The 24,897-nt window shown below is 72.3% G+C and carries 24 protein-coding genes and 2 pseudogenes; 18 read left to right on the top strand and 8 right to left on the bottom strand.

The genetic code is table 11. The features are described 5' to 3' along the window. Positions 1-7: 7 nt before the first annotated feature. A complete protein-coding gene (locus tag BFF78_RS49580; protein ID WP_069782965.1) occupies positions 8-1,132 on the bottom strand; it encodes a TerD family protein in 1,125 nt (374 codons plus the stop codon). Positions 1,133-1,335: 203 nt separating this feature from the next. Here BFF78_RS49580 and BFF78_RS40170 point away from each other — a divergent pair, with 203 nt between their 5' ends. The 3 genes from BFF78_RS40170 (at position 1,336) to BFF78_RS40160 (ending at position 3,148) form a co-directional block, all read left to right on the top strand. Beyond that, on the top strand, positions 1,336-1,602 hold the full coding sequence (locus BFF78_RS40170; RefSeq protein WP_069784112.1) for a GlsB/YeaQ/YmgE family stress response membrane protein: 267 nt from the start codon (positions 1,336-1,338) through the stop codon (positions 1,600-1,602). Positions 1,603-1,825: 223 nt separating this feature from the next. Further along, a complete protein-coding gene (locus BFF78_RS40165; protein ID WP_069782964.1) occupies positions 1,826-2,209 on the top strand; it encodes a BlaI/MecI/CopY family transcriptional regulator in 384 nt (127 codons plus the stop codon). 6 nt (positions 2,210-2,215) lie between these two features. Further along, the gene (locus BFF78_RS40160; protein WP_069782963.1) at positions 2,216-3,148 is read left to right on the top strand and encodes a M56 family metallopeptidase; all 933 of its coding nucleotides are present in this window, start codon (positions 2,216-2,218) and stop codon (positions 3,146-3,148) included. A gap of 265 nt (positions 3,149-3,413) precedes the next feature. Here the strand turns inward: BFF78_RS40160 and BFF78_RS40155 are convergent, their stop codons facing one another. Next, a complete protein-coding gene (locus BFF78_RS40155; RefSeq protein WP_069782962.1) occupies positions 3,414-4,175 on the bottom strand; it encodes a helix-turn-helix domain-containing protein in 762 nt (253 codons plus the stop codon). Positions 4,176-4,262: 87 nt separating this feature from the next. On the opposite strand from BFF78_RS40155, the gene BFF78_RS40150 reads away from it, so the two are divergent. After that, the gene (locus BFF78_RS40150) at positions 4,263-5,258 is read left to right on the top strand and encodes an LLM class flavin-dependent oxidoreductase (protein WP_069782961.1); all 996 of its coding nucleotides are present in this window, start codon (positions 4,263-4,265) and stop codon (positions 5,256-5,258) included. A 191-nt stretch (positions 5,259-5,449) separates the two neighbouring features. Continuing rightward, positions 5,450-5,860, top strand: a complete 411-nt coding sequence (locus BFF78_RS40145; RefSeq protein WP_069782960.1) for a hypothetical protein — start codon at positions 5,450-5,452, stop codon at positions 5,858-5,860. A 191-nt stretch (positions 5,861-6,051) separates the two neighbouring features. Here the strand turns inward: BFF78_RS40145 and BFF78_RS40140 are convergent, their stop codons facing one another. The 3 genes from BFF78_RS40140 to BFF78_RS40130 form a co-directional block, all read right to left on the bottom strand. Continuing rightward, complete coding sequence (locus BFF78_RS40140; protein ID WP_069782959.1) at positions 6,052-6,654, bottom strand: Rv1733c family protein; 603 nt, start codon at positions 6,652-6,654, stop codon at positions 6,052-6,054. Positions 6,655-7,035: 381 nt separating this feature from the next. Then, positions 7,036-7,785, bottom strand: a complete 750-nt coding sequence (locus BFF78_RS40135; protein ID WP_069782958.1) for a TIGR03943 family putative permease subunit — start codon at positions 7,783-7,785, stop codon at positions 7,036-7,038. Next, positions 7,782-8,819 (bottom strand): permease, encoded by a 1,038-nt coding sequence (locus BFF78_RS40130; protein ID WP_227026053.1) that lies wholly within the window; start codon positions 8,817-8,819, stop codon positions 7,782-7,784. Before BFF78_RS40130 ends, BFF78_RS40135 begins: the two co-directional genes overlap by 4 nt. A 202-nt stretch (positions 8,820-9,021) precedes the next feature. On the opposite strand from BFF78_RS40130, the pseudogene BFF78_RS40125 reads away from it, so the two are divergent. Continuing rightward, a pseudogene (locus BFF78_RS40125) lies at positions 9,022-9,833 on the top strand (serine hydrolase). A 4-nt stretch (positions 9,834-9,837) separates the two neighbouring features. Here the strand turns inward: BFF78_RS40125 and BFF78_RS40120 are convergent. Further along, positions 9,838-11,376 carry a nitrilase-related carbon-nitrogen hydrolase gene (locus BFF78_RS40120; RefSeq protein ID WP_079161673.1) on the bottom strand — a complete coding sequence of 513 codons (1,539 nt, stop codon included), beginning with the start codon at positions 11,374-11,376 and terminating at the stop codon, positions 9,838-9,840. 136 nt (positions 11,377-11,512) lie between these two features. Between BFF78_RS40120 and BFF78_RS40115 the strand changes: the two genes are divergently transcribed. The 3 genes from BFF78_RS40115 to BFF78_RS40105 all read left to right on the top strand — a co-directional run bounded on the left by BFF78_RS40115 (position 11,513) and on the right by BFF78_RS40105 (position 13,811). After that, positions 11,513-12,739, top strand: coding sequence for a sensor histidine kinase (locus tag BFF78_RS40115; RefSeq protein ID WP_069782957.1), 1,227 nt, complete (start codon positions 11,513-11,515; stop codon positions 12,737-12,739). After that, positions 12,736-13,407, top strand: a complete 672-nt coding sequence (locus BFF78_RS40110; protein ID WP_069782956.1) for a response regulator — start codon at positions 12,736-12,738, stop codon at positions 13,405-13,407. The genes BFF78_RS40115 and BFF78_RS40110 overlap by 4 nt, the downstream gene beginning before the upstream one ends. A gap of 173 nt (positions 13,408-13,580) precedes the next feature. Further along, on the top strand, positions 13,581-13,811 hold the full coding sequence (locus BFF78_RS40105) for a response regulator transcription factor (protein ID WP_069782955.1): 231 nt from the start codon (positions 13,581-13,583) through the stop codon (positions 13,809-13,811). A 113-nt stretch (positions 13,812-13,924) separates the two neighbouring features. On the opposite strand, the gene BFF78_RS40100 is transcribed toward BFF78_RS40105, so the two are convergent. After that, a complete protein-coding gene (locus tag BFF78_RS40100) occupies positions 13,925-15,730 on the bottom strand; it encodes an alkaline phosphatase family protein (protein ID WP_069782954.1) in 1,806 nt (601 codons plus the stop codon). A gap of 248 nt (positions 15,731-15,978) precedes the next feature. On the opposite strand from BFF78_RS40100, the gene BFF78_RS40095 reads away from it, so the two are divergent. Beyond that, the gene (locus tag BFF78_RS40095) at positions 15,979-16,392 is read left to right on the top strand and encodes an SRPBCC family protein (RefSeq protein ID WP_069782953.1); all 414 of its coding nucleotides are present in this window, start codon (positions 15,979-15,981) and stop codon (positions 16,390-16,392) included. A gap of 39 nt (positions 16,393-16,431) precedes the next feature. Here the strand turns inward: BFF78_RS40095 and BFF78_RS46560 are convergent, their stop codons facing one another. After that, on the bottom strand, positions 16,432-16,578 hold the full coding sequence (locus BFF78_RS46560) for a hypothetical protein (RefSeq protein WP_159033138.1): 147 nt from the start codon (positions 16,576-16,578) through the stop codon (positions 16,432-16,434). 124 nt (positions 16,579-16,702) lie between these two features. Here BFF78_RS46560 and BFF78_RS40090 point away from each other — a divergent pair, with 124 nt between their 5' ends. The 8 genes and pseudogenes from BFF78_RS40090 to BFF78_RS40060 all read left to right on the top strand — a co-directional run bounded on the left by BFF78_RS40090 (position 16,703) and on the right by BFF78_RS40060 (position 24,886). Beyond that, positions 16,703-17,803 carry an FUSC family protein gene (locus tag BFF78_RS40090; RefSeq protein ID WP_069782952.1) on the top strand — a complete coding sequence of 367 codons (1,101 nt, stop codon included), beginning with the start codon at positions 16,703-16,705 and terminating at the stop codon, positions 17,801-17,803. Further along, a pseudogene (locus BFF78_RS50340) lies at positions 17,800-18,759 on the top strand (PP2C family protein-serine/threonine phosphatase); the annotation flags it as partial. The gene BFF78_RS40090 and the pseudogene BFF78_RS50340, both read left to right, overlap by 4 nt. A gap of 71 nt (positions 18,760-18,830) precedes the next feature. After that, a complete protein-coding gene (locus tag BFF78_RS49465; RefSeq protein ID WP_257786892.1) occupies positions 18,831-18,956 on the top strand; it encodes a hypothetical protein in 126 nt (41 codons plus the stop codon). Between the two features lie 210 nt (positions 18,957-19,166). Then, positions 19,167-20,699 (top strand): hypothetical protein, encoded by a 1,533-nt coding sequence (locus BFF78_RS40080; protein ID WP_193433622.1) that lies wholly within the window; start codon positions 19,167-19,169, stop codon positions 20,697-20,699. Between the two features lie 99 nt (positions 20,700-20,798). Continuing rightward, positions 20,799-21,887 (top strand): NADH-quinone oxidoreductase subunit B family protein, encoded by a 1,089-nt coding sequence (locus BFF78_RS40075; protein WP_069782951.1) that lies wholly within the window; start codon positions 20,799-20,801, stop codon positions 21,885-21,887. A 62-nt stretch (positions 21,888-21,949) separates the two neighbouring features. Beyond that, positions 21,950-23,743, top strand: a complete 1,794-nt coding sequence (locus BFF78_RS40070) for a nickel-dependent hydrogenase large subunit (protein ID WP_069782950.1) — start codon at positions 21,950-21,952, stop codon at positions 23,741-23,743. Beyond that, positions 23,736-24,299, top strand: coding sequence for a NifU family protein (locus tag BFF78_RS40065; protein ID WP_069782949.1), 564 nt, complete (start codon positions 23,736-23,738; stop codon positions 24,297-24,299). The genes BFF78_RS40070 and BFF78_RS40065 overlap by 8 nt, the downstream gene beginning before the upstream one ends. Continuing rightward, on the top strand, positions 24,296-24,886 hold the full coding sequence (locus BFF78_RS40060; protein WP_069782948.1) for a DUF5947 family protein: 591 nt from the start codon (positions 24,296-24,298) through the stop codon (positions 24,884-24,886). The genes BFF78_RS40065 and BFF78_RS40060 overlap by 4 nt, the downstream gene beginning before the upstream one ends. The last annotated feature ends 11 nt before the right edge of the window (positions 24,887-24,897 follow it).

Here is a 24,897-nt window from a genome sequence, read left to right as displayed (position 1 = left end):
GGAGGACTCAGTCCTCGTAGAAGTTGTTGACCACGACCTCCGGCTCGTCGTCGTCGAACGCCTCGTTGAGCAGTGCGCCGCCGATGAGGCCTGCCGCACCGGCGCCGATGAGCGCACCCGTGCCGAACCGCCGACCGCCGCCCTGCTGGTGATGGTCGTGGTCCGCGTACGGCTGCGCGTACCCCTGCTGGGGATAACCCTGCTGGGGGTAACCCTGCTGCGGATAACCCTGTGCCACGGGCTGCGGATAGCCCTGCTGGGGCGGGGTGTAGAAGGGCGGCGCCGTGGTCTGCACGCGCTGTGCGCAGCCGCCGCAGGTCTGCACCGGCCGGGGCACGCCCCACTGCGGGGACCAGCTCACGGTCGTCGTGCCCGGGCCGTGGTTGGGGTCGAAGAAGCAGGTCACGGTGGAACTCCCGGTAGGTGAAGGGGATGTGGTGAATGCCGGGGCCGACGGGCCGGCGACCGGTGGATTCGGCGGAGCGGGTGGCGCATACGGACCGGCACTGGTCTGCGGTGCGGTGGCCGGGGGCGGATTCGGGCTCGGGGCCTGGCTCGGGGCGGCGTCCTTCAGTACGGCCACGCCGTAGTCGGTGGCGATGCCGGCGAGCCCCGAGGCGTAACCCTGGCCGATCGCGCGGAACTTCCACTCCGCGCCGTGCCGGTACAGCTCGCCGAAGACGAGCGCGGTCTCGGCCGACAGTCCGCCGGCCGCGAGGTCGTAGCGAGCCAGTTCGGTGCCGTTGTCCTGGTCGAGGACGCGGATGTGGGCCCGGTGCACCTGGCCGAAGGTCTGGCCACGGCCGGCGTCGTCGTAGACGGACACCGGGAAGACGATCTTCTCCACCCGGTCCGGGACTCGGGTGAGATCGACCTGGATCCGCTGGTCGTCGCCGTCGACCGGACTGCCGCCGCCGCTGTGGCGGACCGAACCGTCGGGGCTGCTCAGGTTGTTGAAGAAGACGAAGTGCTCGTCGGACAGCACTTTGCCCGACCGGTCGCACAGCAGCGCACTGGCGTCCAGTTCGCACCCGGTCCCGGCCTGCCAGCCCAGCCCGACCGTCACAGCAGTCAGACCGGGGGCCTGCTTGCTCAGCGACACATTGCCGCCCTTGGTCAGGGACACACTCATCCACACCCTCCGCAGCCGCTCGCACTTACCGCGTCCATCTTGATCAACGCGCCTGGATCGTTCTCGGTTCCCCGATTGCGCAATGTCTTAATCATGTAGCAGAACCTCGACGGGTCGTCTCCAGAGCCCAACACCCCTTGCCCGGCCGCCTCGACCGCCGCCTAGGCTTGCGCGAACAGGCAAACCAAGTGGAGGACAACACCGTGGGCATCATCGGCTGGATCATTCTCGGCCTGCTTGCCGGAGCCGTCGCCAAGATGCTGCTCCCCGGCCGCGACCCGGGCGGCATGATCGGCACCACCCTCATCGGCGTCGCGGGCTCCTTCGTCGGTGGCTGGCTCTCCGCCCGCTTCCTCCACCGACCGGTGGAGAAGCACTTCTTCGACCTCTACACCTGGGGCGCGGCGATCGCCGGCTCCCTGGTGCTGCTCATCGGATACCGCATCCTCTTCGGCAACTCCCGCGACTGACCCAGCCCCTGGGGCTGCCGCACACGCCGGCTCGACCGAGCGGTCCGCATCGTTCATCCCTTCACACGCCGAATCTACAACACTGTAGAAGTTATGGGTGGTGGCGCCACGTCGCACATCGCCGCGAGCGGCGCAAACCGGCCACGGCCGACACTTCTGTACGATGTGACGTTCCTCCGGCGCGAGGAGTTGAGGCGGGGGCTCGGCAGAAGGGAGCAGTCGGGTGGCGGAGCCTGGTGCGCGCCGTCGGCGCAGGCCGCAGGGAGCGCTGGAGACACGGGTCCTCGGGGCGCTGCACAAGGCCGGCGCACCGGTGACCGCGGGCTGGGTGCGCGAGCATCTGGCGGCCGACCTCGCCTACACCACCGTGATGACGGTGCTCGCGCGCCTGCTGGCGAAGCACGCCGTCACCCGCAGGCGTGAGGGGCGGTCATTCGTGTGGCTGCCCGCCGCGGACGAGGCCGGTCTGGCCGCGCGGAAGATGCACAAGGTCCTGGACGGCGAGCAGGACCGGCGTGCGGTGCTGGCGAGTTTCATCACCGCGCTGCCGGAGGGCGACGAACGACTGCTGCGCGAGCTCCTGGACCAGGGCGCCGGCGAGGACTGAGCACGCATGGGAATCTTCGTCCTTCTTCCCCTGGTCCTGCCGTTGACGGCCTGGCCGATCGCGCGCCTGGCCGAGCAGCGGCTCCATCCGCGCACCGCCACCGTGCTGCTGACCGGCGTCTCCACGGTGCTGGCGCTGTGCAGCACGGTGTGTCTGGCGCTGCTGGTGGTGGTCGGCACGGCCCAACTGCCCGGCAATCCCCTGCCCGACGGCTGGTCGGACCCCGAGGTGCGGGAGAGCGTGCCGCGGCACGAGGTCGCGGGCAAGGCCGCGATCCCCGCGCTGCTCGCGGTCCTCGCGACCTGCGGCCGGGCGCTGCTGCGCCACCATCGGATACGACGGCGGGCTCACGCGGCGCTGCGGGGGCTGCCGCTCACGCAGGTGGCCGTGCTGCCCGACGCCACGCCGTACGCCTACGCCCTGCCGGGTGGTCCGCTGGACCGGATCGTGGTGTCCACGGCGATGCTCGGCTGTCTCGCGCCCAGGAAGCGCCGCGCGCTGTTCGCCCACGAGCGCGCGCACCTGGCCGCCCGGCACCACCGGCACCTGCTGCTGGTCCAACTCGCCGCCTGCGCCAACCCGTTCCTGCGGCCGCTGCGTTCTGCGGTCGCCTACACGGCGGAGCGCTGGGCGGACGAGGAGGCGGCCCAGGCCGTGGGCAGCCGCAAGGACGCGGCCCGCGCGATCGGCACCGCGGCGCTCGTCTCCCGTGCCACGCCCGCGCCGACGCTCGCCGCATTGGCCGCGCCCGGCCCGCTCCCGCGGCGTGTCGCCGCGCTGCTCGCTCCGGCGCCGAGCCTGCGGGCCTGGCCGTCCGTCTTCACGACGGTGGGCCTGGCCCTGCGGACGGCGGCCACCGGGGCCGTCCTGTCCGCGATGTTCTCGGCCAACTCGGCCGTCACGCTACTGCTCCTGCTGCGCGCGGCGACCCCGCTCTGACCGCACCACACGAAGCCCGACGTCGTCGATGCGGAACGCCGGACGGCTGCGGCGCCGTACCGATGCGCGGCAGCTCCAGCCGGTTGAACCCCCGGTCGCTGAGGTCGGCGTCGCAGCAGCCGATGTAGCAGCCGTCCGTGGTGTGCCTGCGGTGGTTGAGCTTCAGCAGCGATCCCGACCGGTTCCGACGAGCGCACCGGCGGTCGACGGCCGCTGACGGCTGTACGACGGCCATGCGTTCGCCTGGCGGGACGAGAGTGGCGGGCTAGCGCGGCCCCTGGGCCTCCCGGTGCGTGGCGGCCGTCTGCAGAGCTTCCTGTGTCGTCTGGTCGGCCGGCAGGAACGCCTCCAGTTTCAGCTCGGCGAGGGTCACGTCGACGGCGGTGGCGAAGGTCGTCACGGTCGTCATCAGCCGCAGCTCGCCGTACGAGGAGCGCAGCCGCAGCGGTACCGCGAAGCCGAGGTGGTCGGCGGATGGTTCCAACTCGGGTATGTAGCCGGTGAGTTCGGCCTGCAGCTCGGGCAGGTGGCCGAGGCGGGCCAGGATGTGCCGGGACCATGCGGCGAGATTGCCGATGCGCGGGGCCAGGCCCTGCGGATGCAGCGCGAGCCGGTAGACGTTCCTGCCGGGGCCGATGAGTTCCGGGGACGCGCCCTCGGTGAGCACGTCGAACGCCTGGTTCGCGGCGATCAGGTCACCGCCCCGGTCCACCACCAGCGCCGGGTAGGGCAGAAGCCCGCGCAGGATGTGGTCGATCGCCGTGCGCACCGGGGCCAGCCCGGGGTCGTCGAGGGAGCTCTCGGGGTACACGGGCGCGTACCCGGCGGCCAGCAGCAGCTCGTTGCGTTCACGCAGCGGCAGTTCCATCGACTCGGCCAGCCGTACGACCATGGTGCGGCCCGGGACGGATCTGCCGGACTCGATGAAGCTCAGGTGGCGTTGGGTGGTGCCCGCCCGCAGGGCGAGGTCGAGCTGGCTGAGGCGACGGCCGGTGCGGCATGCGCGCAGCGCGCGGGGGAAGTCCACGGGTCCCGTTCTAGCGCCAGGCACGGGTGCTCGGCCATTCCCTGCGGGGAATTGTCGCGTCGCGGCCGGGACCGGAGCATCGACGGCATGGACATCGGCGTACTCCTTCCGACCGGCACCGCGCAGTGGGGTCCCGGCGACGACCCGCGTGAACTGGTCGCCTTCGGCCGCGAGGCCGAACGCTCGGGCTTCTCCTCCGTCTTCGTCAACGACTCCCTGATCAGCCCGCGCATCGAGGCACTGACGATGCTGGCCGCGCTCGCCCCGGCGACCGAGAGCGTGACCCTGGGCACGGCGGCGCTGCTGCCGTTCCTGCGCCGGCCGGTGCAGACCGCGCAGACGCTGGCCTCCCTGGACCTGCTGTCCGCCGGCCGCCTCACGCTGGCCGTCGGCGCGGGCTTCCCCGGCCGTTTCGGACGGCCCCTCTACGACCTGTCCGAGGTGCCGTGGGCCCGTCGCTTCGCCCGGCTGGACGAGACCGTCGCGCTGTGGCGGGCCCTGTGGAGCGGCGCGGACTCCTTCCACGGGGAGATCCTCCGGTTCGACGGCATCCCGCCGATGACCCGGCCGTACCGCCCGGGCGGCCCGCCGGTGTGGCTCGGCGGCGCGACCCCGGCGGCACTGGACCGGACCGGCCGGCTGTACGACGGCTGGCTGCCGTACCCGCCCGACCCCGCCGACTACGCCTCCGGCCTGCTGAACATCCGCACGGCGGCGGTCGGCGCCGGCCGCCGGGCCCAGGACGTCACCCCGGCGCTGTTCGTCTCCGTGCGCGTCGACGAGGACGTCGAGCGCGGCCGGCGTGAGCTGGAGGCGTACGCGCGGGCCGTCTACGGCATGCCGCTGGCGGACCTGGAGCGGATCCAGGCGGTGGTCACCGGCTCCGCCGAGCAGGTGCGGACACGGCTCGACCGGTACGTCGCGGCCGGCGCCCGGCACCTCGTCGTCCGGCTCGGCGCCCTGGACCTGGCCGCCCAGCGTGACCAGCTCGAACGAGTCGCCGACCTGATCCCGGCACTGAAGGCGTCCGCGTCGGCCGCCGACCGGGCCGTCGCGTGCACACAGGAGGACACGGCGGCCTGAGCGGGGCCGGGCTCCGCACCCTGCCGACGGCCTGACGGCGTGCTCCTGCACCCTTCCGACGGCCCGTGGGGCAGCCACGGCACTTTTCATCCCTACGGGTGAATCGACGGATGGACGTCCGCAACTCCGCCCGCCCTGTGCGGTGTGCTGAGCAGGGCCCGGCCGTACCGGAACAGGGGGGAGCGGGACCTATGGGTGTCTTCGTTCTGTGCGCCTGGCTGGTGACCGCCGGGCTCGGCGGATACCTCGCCACCGTGTGGGTCCGGCACGGCGGACTGCGGCAGCGCACGCCCGGTGTGACGCGGCTGCCGCTGTGGCTCGTGCTCGGCCATGTGGCCCTCGCCGTGGCCGGGCTCGCCACCTGGACCGCCTATGTGGTGGCAGGGGTGCGGAGTTCGGCCTGGGCGGCGTGCGCGGTCGTACTGATCGTGGCCGCGTTCGGCTTCATGATGCTGCTGCGCTGGATGCCCAGTTCCGGACGCCATTCCCACGGGGGCGCCACGGCCGAGCGGCACTTCCCGCTCACGGCCGTGGTGGCCCACGGCATGACCGCCGGCGCCACCGTCCACCTGGTGCTCCTCGTGGTCCTGGGCAAGGCATGAGTACGGCCGAGGAGGGCTCTGGGCCTGGTGGGACGGCGGTTTCCGTGGTGTCCTGGTAGTGGCGGGAAGGACCGAGAACAGACGCGGAGAAGCGGCTCAGAGCCGCGCACCGCGCAATCCGGATCCGCGAGAAGCGGGTGGCCCTTCCCGCCCTGTCGTGTGTAAAAGGGCGGCTTGCCAGTGTCAGGTGTTCAGCCTCGACCGCCGCTGAGGTTGCCCCAGCGGGGACCGATCTGCTTCCACTCCTCGTCCCACTCGGCCATCCGCCGCTTGATCATCCGGTTGCGGACCACCCAGCCCGCGCCCCAGACCACCGCGCCCGCCGACGGGGCGACGAGGGCGCCGGTGAGCGCTGCCTGCAGATCCGCGGCGGCGCCGGTGACGGGCGCGGAGACCACGTGATCGTCACGGTTGGTCCACACGGTCACCTGGGATCCGGCCGGGGCGCCCGGGAGGACCTTCGCCCGGTCGGTGTGCACGGCGCCGTGGCCGTCCGTCCAGCGCACGGTGGCCCAGACCCGCCCGTCGTCGTAACCGCTCCCCGAGGTCGGGGTCCGCGCCGCGCTGTCGGTGAGCACGGCGGACACCGCGTGCACCTGGGCCTGGCGGGCGGCGAACGCCGCGCCCGCGGTCTGTGCCGCCAGGAGGCCGGCGACGGCCCCGCCGAGGACGGCGAGCACCCAGGTCGCGAGGACGATCCAGGCCTCGACGACATCGCTGTGCCGCCTGAGCGGATTGCGCCGCCAGCGCCACAGCCGTACCTGGGCGACCGTTGTGGGAGGTGTCCGGTTCATCGTCACCGCCTCCTCTCGCGCACGGCGGCTTCACACCCACTCCGCGTACCCCTCGCCGGGCGGGCTCGCGCCGGGCGGGCGGCGAGCGGGCTCGGGGCGGTCCCCCGGACCCGGCCGTCGAGTGTCACCACACCATCGTGCACCTCAATCCGGCTGTTGGCGGGGTGAGTGCGGCACAGGCTCATGACGACCTTGTGCCCACCCCTGCCGACCAGCGGCGTCGGGACGTCCGACCCCGCCGCCGAGGGCCGAAGGGCACTGGGCGTACGGCGTGGGAGGGGCGAGCGTGGGGAGCAGGAGCGGCACCGATTCCCCCGCGGTGCCGCTCCGCGCCCGGCCTGCCGCGGCTCGCTTCGGCGCCGGAGCAGGTGAGGCCGCGCGCTAGGACGGTGTCAGGGGCAGGTCGTCGGTGTAGGCGTTCACCGGCTGGGCGATGGGGTGGGTGTCCTTGGTGTCGAGGGCCGCCTGTGCGCTCCTGGTGCCGAGGGCGCCCCTTGGGTGCCAGGTGCCGGTCACCGCGAGCCAGGTGTTCGCAGGTGGCGCCTCGGTGCCGTACACGCGGATCTTGACGGTCTGTGAGTCCGCCGCGCAGCACGTGAAGATGATGCGGGTGAGGTACCAGCCGTCGCCGTCCTCGGCCGGTGTGACGAAGCCCGTGAGCTGGACGGTCCGGTTCTTGATGGCCCCGCTGCGGTCCTGCTGGACGCGTTTGGTGAACTCGGTGAGGGTCAGGGGCAGCGGTGAGGTCGCGGGCAGCGGAGCGAATCCTTTCTTCTGCACCGCCACCGGCTTGGCGTTCGAGCGTGCCGCGGTGTACGCGCCCAGGGCGGGCGGCGCGTAGAAGAGCAGGCTGATCGCCGGGAGGAACAGCAGCCAGGCGATGCGCGGGGCGCCGGAGTGGTCGTGGCCGTGCTCGTGGCCGTGTTCGTGGTCGTCGGGGGCGGTGGGCCCCGGCGCGCCCCGTACCGCCGCCGCGGCCAGGCCGAGCAGCAGGAGGACGGCGCCGGAGACGATCAGCGGCGGTCGCAGGCCGGGCTTGACGTAGCGCAGGTAGGTGTCGGTGAAGAGGGCCGTGTGCAGCAGGCCGATGCCGGTCAGGGTCAGCAGCAGGGTCTGGACGGGGCGTTTCACAGCAGGGCGCCTCCGATCAGGACGCTCGCGGCGACGGCCACGACGGTGGTGGCCGTGGAGAACCGCCAGGCGAAGGCTCGTCCGAAGGTGCCGGCCTGAAGGGCGATCAGCTTCAGGTCGACCATCGGGCCGACCACCATGAACGCCAGCCGCGCGGTCGGGGAGAACCCGGTGAGCGAGGCGGCGACGAACGCGTCGGCCTCCGAGCAGACCGCCAGCAGTACGGCGAGCCCGGCCAGGAAGAGCACCGAGAGCCAGGGTGAGCCGGAGAAGGTGTCGAGCACGGAGCGCGGCACCGCGACGTTGAAGGTGGCGGCGGCCATGGCGCCGAGTACGAGGAAGCCGCCGGCGTGCAGGAAGTCGTGCTGGAATCCGAGCCTGAACTCGTTCCAGCGGCTGCGGCCGCGTCGGTGGCCGGTGTGCTGCCGCAGGACGGGCCGCAGCCACTTCTCCTTGCCCAGCCAGAGCCAGAGCCAGCCCATCATGGCCGCCGTGGCGAGCGAGGCGAGCAGCCGGGCGGCGACCATCGCGGGGTTGCCCGGGAAGGCGACGGCGGTGGCGGTCAGTACGACGGGGTTGATCGCGGGCGCGGAGAGCAGGAAGGCGAAGGCGGCGGCGGGGGTGACACCGCGCCGGATGAGGCTGTTGGCGACGGGTACGGAGGCGCACTCGCACCCCGGCAGCACGGCGCCCGCGGCGCCGGCGACCGGGACGGCGAGCGCGGCCCGCTTCGGCAGGACCCTGGTGAACAGGTCGGCCGGCACGAAGGCGTTGATGGCGCCGGACAGGGCGGTGCCGAGGAGGAGGAAGGGGAGTGCCTGGACGGTGATGGCGAGGCACACGGTGCGCCAGGCCTGCACGGCCGGATGGTTCAGCCAGCGGCTGCCGACGAGGAGGAGCAGGGCCGCGGCGCCGACCGCGATCGCGAACGCTGCGCCAAACGGCCAGGGCCGGATACGGCGCACGGGCGGTGCTCCGACGGGCACGACCGCCACGCCCTCGGCCACATCAACCAATTCATCCGATTTTTCCATTATCACTCCGGATGTCGGTGTCTCGCCGACCATAGGCGAGACCCGCGGTCCGGCCGCGCTTACACGCCGTCGCACCACGCCCCGTGGATCGCGATGCGCCCCATTGGTGGTGCCGGTGGCCCTTCTCACAATTCCCCCTGAACCGCCGTGGAGGTGACGGCTGCCACTTCGCGTGCCGCACGCCTTGTCTACGTTCGAGGGCATGCCGTCCCGCCCCTCCCCCACCGCCGCACGCAGGCGCACCGGCGCCCTCCTGGCCTCGGCCGCCGCTCTCCTCTCCGCCGCCGCGCTGCACCCGGCACCGGCCGCGGCCGCCACCGCTCCGGCCGCGGCCCCGCACGCCACGGCCGCCGTCCTGGACCTGGACGGCGCCGGCCGCGCCCCCGAGATGCACGGGGAGGACAGCGCGTACGACACCGCCAGCATCGTCAAGGTCGACATCCTCGCCGCGCTGCTGCTCCGGGCGCAGGACGCGGGACGGCAGCTCACCGCCGAGGAGCGGGGCCACGCCGAGCCGATGATCGAGCGCAGCGACAACACGGCGGCGGGCACCCTCTGGCGGCGGATCGGCCAGGCCTCCGGGCTGGCGGCGGCCAACAAGCGGCTGGGGCTGACCTCGACGACAGGCGGGCCCGGCGTCAAGTGGGGGCTGACCCGGACGACGGCCAGCGACCAGATACGGCTGCTCAGGGCCGTGTTCGATGCCGACACGACGGCTCAGCCCGGCTCCCCGCGCTGACGGCCACGTCCCGGGCCTACATCCGCACCCTCATGGGCCAGATCATCCCCGAGCAGAGCTGGGGAGTCTCGGCGGCCGACGGCTCCAGCTCCGCGCGGGCGCTGAAGAACGGCTGGCTGCAGCGCGACACCTCCGGCCTCTGGGACGTCAACAGCGTCGGCCAGGTCACCGTGAGGGGGCACCGGTACCTCGTGGCGGTCCTGTCGAACGGCAGCGCCTCGATGAGCGACGGCATCTCGCTGGTGGAGCGGACGGCACGCCAGGCCGTCGCATAGCGCCTCAGCGGTCCTCCGGGCGGCGGGGCCGGACGACGGCGGTGACCGTGAGCGCGGCGAGCGCGGCCAGGCAGAGCCAGGCGAACGTGTCCCCTGTGCGGTCGTAGACCGTCGTCACACCGTGCACGGGGACGTAAGCCACCATGGTCTGCCGGCCGGTCGTGAAGTAGTCCGAGGTGGCGAGGACATGCCCCTCGGCGTCGTAGGCGGCCGAGACCCCTCCCGCGTCCTGGCGGATCAGGGCGTAGCCGCCCTCGACGGCGGCCAGGACCGCCTTGTCGGTGTGCGCGGCGCCGTACTCCTTCCAGTCGTGTGCGGGCACGAGCATGATGTCGGCCCGCGTGCGCATCAGGGCCGGGAAGTCGGCGTCCTGGCAGATGACGTTGGCGAGCCGACCGTACGGGGTACGGACGATGGGCACGTGACCGTCGCCGGGCGTATACCGCTCCGAGCCTGCGATGGGGTGGGCCTTCTGGTAGGTCCAGAGCACAGTCCCGCGCGGGTCGATGAGGAACGCCTCGTTCCGGCCGTAGGCGGGCGCGGTGGTGCTGTAGACGCGGACTCCGATCTCCAGGTAGATGCCCGAACGGCGGGCCTGTGCCCGGGCGGCGGCGACGGCGGCGGACTCCTGCGACTCCTGGGTCCTGACGGCTTCCTCGGGCCAGATCACGATCTTCGCGCCGGCGGCGGCCTCGCGGCGGGTCGCGGCCAGCAGGTCGTCCTCGACCGCGGTCATCGCGGGCCGCACCGCCGTGGCGGGGGCCGCGGCGACGCCGCCCGGGCCGTCGGCGAACCGGGCGAGCGTGGTCTGCAGCCGCTCGGTCACGGTGCGGGCCGGGCTGACGCCGGCGATCCGCACGGTCGTGCCCTGGGGCGGGGAGAGGGTCAGCCGGGCACCTCCGGCGAGCAGGACGCTCAGCAGCACGGCGGTGCAGACCACGCCGCCGCGCCAGGAGGAGCTGTCCCAGATGCGGTTGGCCGTGCTCGCGACGTACCCGATGAGGAAGCCGATGCCCCAGGGGCCGGTGACCGAGACGACCTGGAGGAGGGGCAGGTTCGCGTGCTGGGTGACGGCGAGGGAGCCGAAGGCCGTGCCGAACGGGGACAGCAGGTTGATCAGGAACTCGGCGGCGGCGACACCGGCCGGGAAGACCAGGGCGGCCGGCGCGGGTCGCAGCCTGGGCGTCAGCAGGCGGTCGGCCAGGAAGGGCAGCGTCTGCAGGGCGGCCAGGGCGAGGGCCCCCGTGAACACCACGGCGTTGAAGCCGATCGCCGACTCCTGGACCCAGAAGACGGCGGCGGCGAGGTGCGCCAGCCAGATCCAGAGCGCGCCGGACCAGGCGCGGGTCAGCCGGGTGAAGCGCAGGAGCAGGACGGGGAAGATCCACGCGGCGACCGCGATGTCCCACCGGCCGCCGACCGCGAGGAGCATCGCCCCGGTGCCGAGCGGCAGCAGGGGCCACACGTGCCGGGGGGTTCGGATCGGCCGCGAGGGCGGTGGTGAGGTCGGGTGGGGCGGTGCCGGTACGGCTGTGTTTGTCATGCCCTGGACGCTAGGGCGGGCCACTCCGGCCGCGCCTCGGGCCAGATGCCGATCCTGGGCGCGGTGACGCATCTTTCGATGCGCGCCCGGCGGAGGATCCGCCCCGCCTGCGCGTCGTCTAGCCTGACCGACCGAGATGACCACCCAGGTGAACACCCTGCCCCGAGCCGTTCAGCGCCGGCTCGCCGATCGCCCCCGTCTGACAGACTCGCTGTGGGTCGGCGGCCTCACCCTGGTCGACATGGCCACGGTGCTGGACAGGACACCGCGGTCCGCGGGTTGGGGCGTGGCGCTGTGGGGTGCGCAGACCCTGCCGCTGCTGTGGCGGCGCGCGCGTCCGCGGACCGTCCTGGTCGCGATGACCGCGCTGTACGTCCTCTTCCAGGCGCTCGGCCCGATTCCGGAGAAGGTCCCCGGGCCGTTCCTGCTGATGCTCGGCGTCTACGCCGTGGCCCGGCACGCACCGGCGTCCGCGAGCGTGCCGCTCACCCTGTTCGGCCTCGCCACCACAGCCGTCACGGATGTCCTGACCGGACATTGGGAGCCGCCCCGTCCCGGCTCACTGGAGCCGATCAACGTCACGACGTTCGTGTTCTTCTTCGCCCTGGCCTGGCTGCTGGGGTACGGACGGCGCAGGATCGACGCCGACGCGGAACGCCTGCGCGACCTCAACCGGCGGCTCGCGGCCGAGCAGGAGCTCAACGCCCGGCAGGCGGTGCTCACCGAGCGGGCCCGTATCGCCCGCGACCTGCACGATGTCGTCGCCCACCACGTCAGCGCGATCGCCCTTCAGGCACGCGCCGCCGAGGACGTGCTGACCTCCCGTCCGCCCGACCCGGGCGAGGCCGCGCACGGTGTCGGTCTCATCGCGCGGACCGCCGATACGGCGCTCACGGAGATGCGGCGGCTGCTCGGGCTGCTGTCCTTCGGCGAACAGGGCCTCGCACCCGAGCCGTCCCTGGACCACCTCGACCGGCTCGTCGACGTCGCGACCTCGGCGGGGTGCCGCGTCACCTGTGTCTTTGAGACACGCGAGGGAAACGCTCTGCCGGCCGGATTGCAGGTCTCGGCCTACCGGATCGTTCAGGAGGCGCTGACCAACGCGGTCAAGCACGCCGGTCCGGTCGGCGTGCGGATCGCCGTACGCGGGGACGCGACGCGCCTCGTGATCGAGGTGGAGAACGACCCGCCGGCCCCGGGCCACCGGCCGGTGCCCGGAGCCGGACGCGGGCTCGTCGGCATGCGGGAACGGGTCGGGGCCTTCGACGGCGAACTGCTCGCCGGGCCACGTGCGGACGGCGGCTGGCGGCTGCGTGCCGTCCTGTCCGCGCGGGGGCCTGTATCGGCACAGGGGGACGGATGACCGTACGCGTGCTCGTCGTGGACGACCAGGAGATCGTGCGGACCGCGCTGCGTCTCGTCATCGACCGCCGGGAGGGTCTGTCGGTCGTCGGGGAGGCGGCCGACGGCGAGCAGGCCGTCGCCCGGGCCGTTGCGCTGCGACCGGACGTGGTGCTGATGGACGTACGGATGCCGGGCACGACCGGCGTCGAGGCGACCCGGCGGATCGTCGAGGAATGGCCCGGTCCGGGTCCGGTGCCGCGGGTGCTGGTGCTGACCACCTTCGACCTGGACGAGTACGTGCACGCCGCGCTGCGCGCCGGGGCCGTCGGCTTCCTGCTGAAGAACAGCCGGCCCGACCAGCTCGCCGAGGCGCTCCGCGCCACGGCCGACGGTGAGTCCGTGCTCGCCCCGAGCGTCACCCGGCGTCTGATCGACACCGTCACGGCGCTGCCGCCCTCACTTCTGCCGACGGCGCCCGGGCCCGTGCCGGCGGACGTCTCGCTGACCGAGCGCGAGATCCAGGTCCTGGTACTGGTCGCGCGTGGCCTGTCCAACGCCAGGATCGCCGCGGACCTGGGGCTGAGCGAGGCGACGGTGAAGAGCCGGGTCAACCGCATCCTGACCCGGCTGGGTCTGGAGAACCGGGTCCAGGCCGCCCTGTACGCCCACCGGGCGGGTCTCGCCTGACGCGGTCCATACCCGCGGCCACACCGTCTCCACAGTGGTGTAAACCATTTTCCCGTTCCCTGTGACGCGCCTGTGACAGTCGGCGGACACGGCCATGACGTCCGGCAAGCAATCTGGAGGAACAAGGGCAAATCGCCCCAAACGGACAGACCCCTCGCCGGAGGACAACCCCTATGAGCGCCACCCTCGTCACGCCGCACACCGAGGCCCAGGCCCCTGCGCTGGCTCCGCGCGAGCAGGAGACGCTCCGGCACATCGCGGCCGGCCGCACCTACCTCCAGACCGCCCGCCACATGGGACTGTCCACCCACACCGTGGACGCCTACCTGCGCCGCATCCGGGCCAAGCTCAACATCACCAACACCGCCGAGCTGACCCGCATGGCCATCGCCCTGGGCCTGTGATCCGAGGGGCAGCGCTTCGCGCACGCCAACGGGCCCACGTGCCGGCCACGGAGTGAGCTTCCGTGGACCGTTCCGCCGGGCGGCGGCACGTGGGCCCGTGTGTCCCGTGGGCGTCAGCCGACGGTCAGGGAGAACGGTCCGGCCAGGACCGAGTAGCCGTCATTGGCGAGGTAGTAGACGTCGTACGTCCCCGCGCCGCCCAGTTTGCCGGTCGGGAAGGTCAGGGCGCCGCTGGCGTTCGGGGCGTAGGACCAGGCGAGCGAGGACTGCTTGCCGGGAGTGACGCCCGCCGGGTAGATGCCGATCCAGTTCTTGGCGCTGACCTGGAACGCCGACGGCACCGAGTAGCGGAAGGTGACGTTGCCGCCGCTCGTGACCGCGTTCAGGTCGCCGGTGAGCGTCGGCTGGGTCGCGGTGGACGGCGTGAACGCGGCGTTGAGCGGGGTCGCGTAGGTGTCGTTCGCCGTGAGGCCGGGCAGGCCGAGCGCGGCCTCGATGGTGCGGCCTATGCCGTAGTGGTCGTAGCGGAGCGGGCTGCTGGTGCCGGCCGGGACTGTGCCCTGGGAGCCGACGACCGTCGTCACGATGTGGTTGTACGCCTCGCCGCCGCTCTCGTCCCAGGTCAGGACGAGCAGCGAGCGCTGCTGGGTCCAGGCCGGGGAGGTGAGGACCGGGTCGAGGGTCTGCTTCAGCCAGCCGTCCTGGGCCTTGAGGCTGGTGGCGTTGCCGTTGCCGGAGGCCTCGCCGTCGTAGTAGTCGTCGGCGGCGATCCAGGAGAAGTTCGGGGTGGTGGCCGCGGACTTCAGGTCGGTGGTCAGCTGTGTGGTGTCGAACAGGTGGGCCGCGCAGCGGGACGCGTTGCCGCTGATGTCCGTGTAGTTGATGAAGGGCGCGTCGTCGGGTTGGTAGTAACTGTCGTTGTTGTTCTTGGTGTTGCAGGGGGTGCCCATGCCCTGCTCGTAGGCCTTCCAGCTCTTGCCGGCCGCCTCCAGGGTGTCACCGAGGTTGCGCTGGGGGGAGTTGATGTTGGGGAAGTAGGTGGCGCCCTTGGTGTAGGTGTCGCCGCCGGCGACGGCGAGGTAGTTCTCGTCGCTCGGGTGGTAGACGCCGTGGAAGTCGGTGAGCGTGGCGCCCTTGGTCATGAGGCTGTGCATGTACGGCGTGTCCGCCGGGTCGTTCATGACCTGGGAGTAGTCGGTGTTCTCCATCATGACCATGAACACATGGTCGTAGCCGGGCACCTTGGAGACGGGCGGGGTGAGCGGGGCGGGCGCGGTGACCGGGGTGTCCAGGGTGAGGGAGAGGTTGTCGAGGTAGCCGGTCTCGCTGTTCGTCGACAGGAACTGCACCTCGACCTGGATGGACCGGGTCCCGGCCGGTACCGCGCCGGTGGCGCTGCGCGAGAGGAACTTGGTGGCCTGGCCCCGGTCGCTCGCGGACACGGTGGGCAGCTTGGCGGTGGCGCCGACGGGGCGGCCACTGCCGTCGTGGAAGTGCAGGCTCACCGCGGCATAGCCGCTGTAGGTGGTCCAGCCGCCGAGCCAGCCGGAGAGGTCGTAGTGCACAGCGCCGCCGTCGATGGCCGAGGCGGCCGAGGAGACGTCGACGGTCTGCGTCATCGCTCCGTCGCCGAAGTTGCCGGGTCCGAAGAAGGCCTTGCCGGGGGTCTTGCCGTCGCCGGGCAGCCCGAAGGAGGCGACACTGTGGCACATGACGTTCAGGCCGCCGGCCTCGGTGGTCCAGCCGGGGATGGTGGAGGCGGACGCCCAGTCGTCGGTGCAGTAACCGCCGCTCTCCGCATCACCGTTGACGATCAGGTTGCCGCTGCTCCCGGCCGCCTGTGCGGGGGCGGGAGCGGCGACGATCAGTGCGCCGAGGAGGGCGAGAAGCCCGCCGAGGGATCTCCAGCGCAGTCTCATACGTGGTACCTCGTCCCGTTGGTGAGGATGCCGTGCAGGGTGACGCCCGCACGACCTGACTGTGCGCAACGAACGGGACATGAGTACTGGTCGTCGCTGTCGGGCGGAAGAACCGCGACCAAACTTGACCAGACAAGTTGGCGGCCGCCGGGGCCTGGATCGCAGCGTGGCCCGGGGCGGCGCTTTTCGGTCACCGCGGAAGGGGCACGCGGTCGGGGTACGACTTCCGAGCGGAGGGCGGTATCACCATGACCGAGTACGAATGGTCCCGCACGATGCCCGCACAGCCCGAGCAGGTCTTCGACCAGGCGGCCAACATGGGCCAGCTCGACACCTGGCTCCCGGACGACCTGCACGTGGACGCCGAGGAACCGCCCGCCGTCACGGTGCACGAGGACCGCTCCGGCCAGGACATGCCCGCCCTGCTGCGCGCCCAGCCCGATCAGATGCGCCTGGAGTGGGGCACACGGGAGGAGGACAGCTACACCGGCTGGCTGCAGGTGTCCGGCATCGGCAGCGGGGCCAGTGAGGTGACCGTGCACCTGTCCTTCTTCGACCCCGGTCACGACCCCGGCGAGGAGGCGGTGTTCGACGCGCTCGACGGCAGTCTGCGGCGCCTGGAACGGCAGGTGCGCATGCGCGTCGACCACACGGCCGGCTGACGCGGCCGGACCCGGCGACCTGACACCCACCAGCGGGTGTCACTGATCCACGGTCTTCTCCGCGCGCTGTACGGCCACGTCGGCGGCCGGGGAGACCCTGGCCGCCGCTTCGTCATGGGCGCCCTGGTACCACAAGGCGGCGCCCGCGGGCACCGCGAGCAGCAGACCCTGCGGACCTGCGGACATGACCGTTCCCCAGGCAGGAGCCGTCCCTACATATTCCTTATTTGCTAGATGCCCCATTTGTCCGATTACCCTGGGCTGCCTTGCCCTGCCTACCGCATCCGACAGGAAAGGCAACGGACCGGACATGCACAGCGGACGACTTCCCGCCCTCATGGCGCGGATCGGGCGGGCCGGTGGTGCCGAGGCCGCACGGGCCACCGTGGCGGCCGGGCTGACCTGGCAGACCAGTGTGACGCTGCTGCATGTCACCGACCCCTACGCGGGCGCCGTCGCCGCTCTCCTCATCGTCGAGACGACGGTGGTGGCCACGGTCTCCGCCGCCACCCGCTACGCCGTCGGATGCCTGCTCGGCGTCCTCGTCGCCGTGCCCGGCGCGCTGTACGCCGAGCCAGGCATGGCGGGCCTGGCCGTCGTCGTCTTCGCCTCCGTACTGCTGGCCCGGCACGGATTCCTCGGGCATTACGGCCTGCACGTCCCGACGACCGCGCTGATCACCTTCGCCCTGGTCCGTGGCCGCCACCCCGGTGAGCTGGCCACCCACCTCGCGGAGATCGTGCTGGGCATCGGCTTCGGGCTGGCCTGCAGCGTGCTGCTGTTCCCCTCCGTGCGGGTACGCTCCGCCGAGCGGGCGCTGGAGGACCTCCGGCTGCGGATCGCCCGGCAGCTGGACGGGCTGGCCGATGCGGTCGTACGGCACGAGCGGCCCCGGAACATCCTCGGCCCCGGCTGGGAGGACGACCTCGGCACGGCACTGGCCCGCGCCCGCACCGCGACGGACGAAGCGCACGAGAGCCTGCGCTGGAACGTCCGGCCGACCGCCCGGCGCCGCCACTGGCACCTCGACCACCGGGTGCTGCGCACCCTGAGCGACGTGGCCGGGCAGGTGACCGCGACGGGCCGCCTCCTCGACGCCCACCCGGACGCGGCCGAGGCCTCCAGCCCCCGCTCCGCGTTCGCGCAGCCGTACGCCCGCCTGCTGCGTACGACCGCTCTGTGCGCCTACTCCTGCCGAGGCGGCCGTCCGCACCCCGCGCTGCCCGCAGCCCGGCAGGCCCTGGCCCGGCTGGGCGCGCCGGGCTGCGATCCCCCGGACCGGGCCACCGCGGACCAGCGCCTGCTGCGCCCCCTGGAATCGGCCCTGACCTGCCTGTCGGCGCCCGCGCCCGCTCCGCCCGCCCGCTCCCGACGGCTCCCCAACCCGCTACGGCCCGCACCGCGACGATGATCTTTCACCCCACAGACCCCCAGGACACCACCACCGAGCACACCGCCGCACCCCCGCACCGGACACCTGCGAGACGGGCTTGGGCGACCTGGAACCGCCGCACGGGCTCGCGCACCCTCCAGGCCTTGGCCCCGGTGCTGCTCATGGTGGTCGTCGCCGTCGCGGACCTGCTCACTCCGGACTGGCTGCACGTCTCACCCGTGATGGCCGCCGTCCCCGTGCTGGCCGCCGTGCTGCTCCCGTGGCGGGCGACGGCGGTGCTCGCCTGTGCCGCGCTCGCGATCACGGCGCTCCTGCAGTGGGACGCGGGCATCTGGGGGCACCCGAACGCGGACGTCACCCTCGGCAGCCTGTTCGTGGTCGGACTCACCTCACTGGGCGCATGCTCCCTGCGGCAGCGCCGGGAGCGGCAGCTGCGTCAGGTCCGCTCCGTCGCCGAGACCGCGCAGTGCGCCCTGATGCACCCCCTCCCCCACCGGATCGGCTCGCTCGCCCTGAGCGGTGTGTATCTGCCGGCCGAGTCGGAGGCGCGGATGGGCGGCGACTTCTACGAGGCGCTGCGCACGCCGTACGGGACCCGGATCGTGATCGGCGACGTACGGGGCAAGGGACTGCAGGCCGTCGGCGCCTCGGCGACCCTGCTCGGCGCCTTCCGTGAACTGGCGTACCGGGAACCGTCGTTGAGCCAAGTGGTGGCGCAACTGGACGAACGGGCCCGCCGGCACATCGCGGCGCTGGACAGCCCACCGGACGCGCGCCATCCGCACGCCCTGTTCACGGAACGGTTCGCCACGGCGCTGCTGGTGGAGTTCCCGCCCGAAGAGCCCGTGGCCCGCATCGTCCACTGCGGCCACCCCGAGCCGTACGTCGTCCACGAGGGGGAGGTACGGCCCTACGAGCCAGATCAGCCCGGCGCCCCGCTCGGTCTCGGCGATCTGCTCGCGGCGCAACCCGACGCCCGGACCGTGCCGTTCGTCCCCGGCGACCGTCTCGTGCTGTACACGGACGGCACGACCTGGCCGCCCCGGTGCACGCGCACGCCGGCCGGCCGCTGGAGGCGATGGTGGCCGCCCTCCGCCGCGGTCTCCTGCACCACGTCCACGGCGACCTCGGCGACGACGCCGCCCTGGTCGCCCTGGAACGCCTGCCGTGAGAGGGCGCTACGGCGCCCGGAGCGGGTGGCGGCCGGTCACCCGCGCCTGAAGGCGACCGGACCGGCCGCACCTCGCCTGGTTGTGGGGGCCACGCAACCCCCGCCGTCCCCTGACCGGCCCAATGGCAGTCCGCCGGAGGGGCGAGGAGCCGTGACGAGTGTGAACGTGGTGGAAGGAGTGTCCGAGTGGACCGGTGATGAGGAGGCGGGATGTCGGACCGAGCCGACGAGGGCGGCGTGGCACTCGCCGCCGTGCCGGACGGCGCCTCGTGCGATGCCTTCGAGCAGATCGGCGCGGTCGCCGATGCCGTGCTCTACGAGGGCTATCTGCTCTACCCGTACCGCCGGTCCTCGCCGAAGAACCGGGTCCGCTGGCAGTTCGGCGTACTGCTGCCCCGGAACTGGGTGGAGCGGGACGGACCGGTCACGCCGGGGATCTCCGGCTCCGCGGACTCCTGGTACCAGCAGACCGAGTGCCTGCTGCGGGCACCGCACGCCGACGCCGTCGTACGGGTGCGGGTGCGGTATCTGCAGATGCAGGACAAGCAGGTCGAGGCGGCCGGCGGGAACGGACGGCACCGCCCGGTCGAGTCGTTGCGGACGGCCGACGGCACCACGCATCTGTCGTTCGAGGAGGCGGTACCGCGCGAGGCCGAACTGGTGGTACCGCTGGAGGAGCTGCTGCGCGGCGGTCGTAGCACGGCGGCCGGCGCGGCGGCCGGCACGGAGAGCGAGGCGCTGCCGGGCGGTGCGGGGCGGACGGTACGGCGGCGCGGGGAGGTGCGGGCCGCGACGACGGCCGTGGCCGAACCGCTCGCGCCGGGGCTGTACCGGCTGCGGGTGCGCACCGAGAACACCGGCGCCGCACCGGACCCCCGGTCACCTCGCCCTGAGGCACTGCGGCAGGCCCTGATCGCCACGCACACCCTCGTCGGCGGGGACGGCGTGGAGTTCGTCTCGCTCATCGATCCGCCCGAGGGGCTGGTGGAGCAGGCGCGGGGCTGCCGGAACGCGTTCACGTTCCCCGTCCTCGGCGGCGCGCCCGGCGACCGCACGACGGGCGCCGCCATGCTCTCCGCTCCGATCATCCTCCCCGACCGGCCGCAGGTGGCGCCGGAGAGTCCGGGCGATCTGCACGACGCGGCGGAGATCGACGAGATCCTCACCCTGCGCACGATGCTGCTGACCGACGAGGAGAAGGCCGAGGCCCGGGCCACCGACCCACGGGCCGCACGGATTCTCGACCGGGTGGACAGCATGCCCCGCGAGGTCTTCTCCAGGCTGCACGGCGCGATCCGGTCCCTGACACCGGTGCCCCCGCCCGCCGAACGGCCCGCGTGGTGGCAGGAGGGCGGCGACGACGGGCTCGCCCCGACGACCGACACGGCCCTCGTGGACGGGGTGTGCGTCGGCGGCGGCAGCCGGGTGCGGCTGCACCCGCGCGGCCGGGGTGCCGACGCGCAGGACATGTTCCTGGACGGACGGACCGCGCACATCGCCGCGGTCTTCCACGACGTGGACGGCAGCGTCCATCTGGCGGTCACGGTCGACGACGACCCGGCCGCCGAACTGCACGGCTGGTACGGGCGTTTCCACTACTTCCGGCCCGACGAGGTCGAACTGCTCGGGCACATGGACACGCCGGAACCGGCCGGCCCGCCGCGATCACCCCGGTCGCGGTCCCCACGGCCGGGGCGTCCGGCCGACCGGCCGCAGGAGGGACGCTCCGATGGAAGCCCTTGAGGTGCAGGCCCACGACCACCGCATGGCCGAGCGGCTGCTCAGCGACGACGCGGCAGCTCACGCCCCACTCCGAGACCTGCTGCAACGGAGGCCGCAGACATGACCACACAGAGCGGTACCACCGACGTCCGTGACGAGCCCGGCGGAGCCGAGGCGGGCACGGGGTTCGACGAGATCCACATCCTCTGGATCTCGGAGGGCATGAGCTGTGACGGGGACACCGTCTCGCTGACCTCCGCCGACCAGCCGTCCCTGGAGGACGTGGTGCTCGGCCTCATCCCGGGTCTGCCGAAGGTCAACCTCGTCAACAAGGTGCTGTCGCCGAGCCTCGGCGGCGAGGACTTCCTCGCGCCCTACCGGGCGGCCGCCCGGGGCGAGCTGTCCCCGTTCATCCTCGTCATCGAGGGCTCGGTCCCCAACCAGAACATCATCAAGGGCGACGGCTACTGGACCTCGTTCGGCAACGACCCGGATACCGGCGAGCCGCAGCCCCTCAACTGGTGGATCGACCAACTGGCGCCCCGGGCCTGGGCGGTGGTGGCCGCCGGGACGTGTGCGGCGTACGGCGGGATCCACGCGATGGCGGGCAACCCGACCGGCTGCATGGGCCTCGCGGACTATCTGGGCTGGGAGTTCCGCTCGCGGGCGGGGCTGCCCGTGGTCAACGTGCCCGGCTGCCCGATCCAGCCGGAGAACTTCATGGAGACCCTGATCTGGGTGCTCCAGCACGCGGCCGGTTCCGCTCCCCCGCCCCCGCTGGACCACATGCTGCGCCCGCAGTGGCTGTTCGGCAAGACGGTGCACGAGGGCTGCGACCGGGCCGCGTACTACGAGCAGGCCGACTTCGGCCTGGACTACAACTCCCCCAAGTGCCTGGTGAAGACGGGCTGCTGGGGGCCCGTGGTCAACTGCAACGTGCCCAAGCGGGGCTGGATGGCCGGTATCGGCGGCTGCCCCAACGTCGGCGGCATCTGTATCGGCTGCACGATGCCCGGCTTCCCTGACGCCTTCATGCCGTTCATGGACGAGCCGCCCGGCGGCACGCTGTCGACCCTGCTCGTCAAGCCGTACGGCGCCGTCGTGCGCCGGCTGCGCGGGCTGACCAACGACGTGGTGAACCACGAGCCGAAGTGGCGCCACAACAAGCGCAGACTGACCAGCGGTTACGACCCGCACTGGCGTGCCTGACGCCGTCCGTCCCGCATCCCCGACCCGATTCGCACCACCCCAACAGCGAGGGGCAGCACCGCATGACCACCACGCAGGCCCGGTCCACAGGACGCAAACCCGCCCAGATCGTCGACATGTCCTGGGATCCGATCACCCGGATCATCGGCAACCTGGGCATCTACACGAAGATCGACTTCGCCAACCAGGAGGTCGTCGAGTGCCACAGCACCTCGTCGCTCTTCCGTGGCTACTCGGTGTTCATGAAGGGCAAGGATCCGCGCGACGCGGGCTTCATCACCTCGCGCATCTGCGGGATCTGCGGCGACAACCACACCACCTGCTCCAACTACGCCCAGCAGATGGCCTACGGTGTCAAGCCGCCGAAGCTCGCCGAGCACATCACCAACCTCGGCGAGGCCGCCGAGTACATGTTCGACCACACGATCTTCCAGGACAACCTGGTGTTCGTGGACTTCTGCGAGGCGATGGTCAAGGCCACCAACCCCGGTGTCCTGGCCCGCGCCGAGCGCACCACGGCGCCCCGCGGGGACGTCCACGGTTACCGCACCATCGCCGACATCATGAAGGCCTTCAACCCCTTCGAGGGCGAGGTCTACAAGGAGGCGCTGAAAGTCAGCCGGGTCACCCGGGAGATGTTCTGCCTGATGGAGGGGCGGCATGTGCACCCCTCCACGCTGTATCCGGGCGGTGTCGGCACCATGCCGCAGCCCAACACCTTCACCGACTATCTCTCCCGGCTGATGCGCGTCATCGACTTCGTGAAGAAGGCGGTGGCGATGAACGACGACGTCTTCGACTTCTTCTACGAGGCCCTGCCCGGCTACGAGGAGGTCGGCAAGCGCCGTATCCTGCTGGGCTGTTGGGGCGCCTGGCAGAACCCGGACGTGGTCGACTACCGCTACGCGACGATGAACGAGTGGGGCCGGGCGATGTACGTCACCCCGGGCATCGTCGTGGACGGCGAACTGGTCACCAACAACCTGATCGACATCAACCTCGGTCTGCGGATCATGCTGGGCAGCTCCTTCTACGAGGACTGGGTGGGCGAGCAGCCGTTCGTCACCCACGACCCGCTCGGCAACCCCGTCGACATGCGGCACCCCTGGAACCAGACCACCGTCCCGGTGCCGCAGAAGCGGGACTTCGAGGGCAACTACAGCTGGGTGATGAGCCCGCGCTGGTACCACCCGGCGACCGGTCAGCACCTCGCCCTGGACACCGGCGGCGGACCGCTCGCCCGGCTGTGGACGACCGCGCTGAGCGGCCTGGTCGACACGCCGTACGTCAAGGCAACCGGCAACAGCGTGCGCATCTCCCTGCCCAAGGGCGAGCGGCTGCCGGAGACGACGCTGGAGTGGCGCATCCCCCAGTGGAGCAACACCATCGAACGGGACCGCGCCCGGCCCTACTTCGTCGCGTACGCAGCCGCCATGGCACTGCAGTTCGTGGAGGAGGCGATGGGGATGCTGCGCTCCGGGGACACCAAGATCTTCGAGAACTTCGAGGTACCGGACGAGTCGATCGGCTGCGGCTTCCACGAGGCGGTGCGCGGTGTGCTCTCCCACCACCTGGTGATCCGGGACAAGAAGATCGCCAACTACCATCCGTACCCGCCGACCCCGTGGAACGCGAGCCCGCGGGACATCTACGGCACCCCGGGCCCGTACGAGGACGCCGTGCAGGGCCAGCCGATCTTCGAGGAGAACGGCCCGGACGACTTCAAGGGCGTCGACATCATGCGCACGGTGCGCAGCTTCGACCCGTGTCTGCCGTGCGGGGTGCACATGTACGTCGGCAAGGGCAAGACGCTGTCCACGGTGCACTCGCCCACGTTCGGGGCGAGCCATGGCTGACGGCGCACGGCTGCCCGACCCGGCGCTGGAGGTGCGGCTCGCCCGGCTCGACCAGGTCCTGGCGGAGCTGGAGTCCGCGCCCGGCCCGGCGCTGGAGGCGGTGTCGCTGCTGACCGAGGTCTACGGCGAGGCGCTCGCCCGGGTGCTGGAGGCCGCCGACGCGCCGCTGCGGGAGCGGCTCGCCGAGGACGAGTTGCTCGGGCATCTGATGGTGCTGCACGCGATCCATCCCGAGCCGGCGGAGCGCCGGGCCGCCCGTGCGGTCGAACGGCTGCGGCCCGCGGTGCGGGAACGCGGCGGCGACCTGGAGTGGGCCGGCGTCGACGGGCAGGTGGCCCGGGTGCGGCTGAGCACGGGCGGCGGGTGCGGAGCCGGGTGCGGCAGCGGTGCCGCCGACGCCGTGGCGGCCGTCGAGGCGGCGGTGCTGGCCGTGGCGCCGGAGCTGACGGCGGTGGAGACCGTGCCGGCCCCTGCCGAGCGCCGGGCGGCACCGGCGTTCGTACCGCTGAGCACGCTGACCCACCGGGCCGCGCCACGGCCGCAGGAGGCGCGGTGACCGTGGACGGGGCGCTGGCCAGGGTCATCCGCTCCGCGTCGGACCGCGCGGCGGCGGCCGGGAGCGAACGCTGCGACCTGTGCGCCGCCCTCGTCGCGGACGGACATCCGCACCTGTACGACACCGGCGCCGCCGAGCTGCGCTGTGTGTGCCGGCCGTGCTCGGTGCTGTTCGCCGATGACGGGGCGGGCCGGTACCGGCTCGTGCCGCGGCGCCGGCTGCGGCTGCCAGCCGTGGACACCGCGGTGCTGGGGGTGCCGGTGGGGCTGGTGTTCTTCGTGCCGCACCGGGACGGCACGGTCACCGCGCAGGGCCCGAGCCCGGCGGGAGCCATGCGCTGGGAGGTGGACGCGGCGGCGTGGCAGCGGATGGCCGAGAGGTGTCCGCCGCTCGCTTCCGTGGCACCCGAGGTGGAGGCCCTGCTGGTGAACACCGTGCGCGGCCTCGACGAGCACTGGATCGTGCCGGTCGACGACTGCTACCGGATGGTCGCCCTCGTCCGCCGTGAGTGGCGGGGGCTGTCCGGTGGCGGCCGGGTGTGGCCGGCCGTGGAACGGTTCTTCGCGGAGCTCACCGAGCGCTCGTGAGGACGGGAAGG

The sequence above is a fragment of the Streptomyces fodineus genome (genome assembly GCF_001735805.1).
Lineage (GTDB): Bacteria > Actinomycetota > Actinomycetes > Streptomycetales > Streptomycetaceae > Streptomyces > Streptomyces fodineus.
The sequence above is the reverse complement of the archived record's forward strand: the minus strand, read 5'-3'. Positions and strand labels throughout refer to the sequence as shown.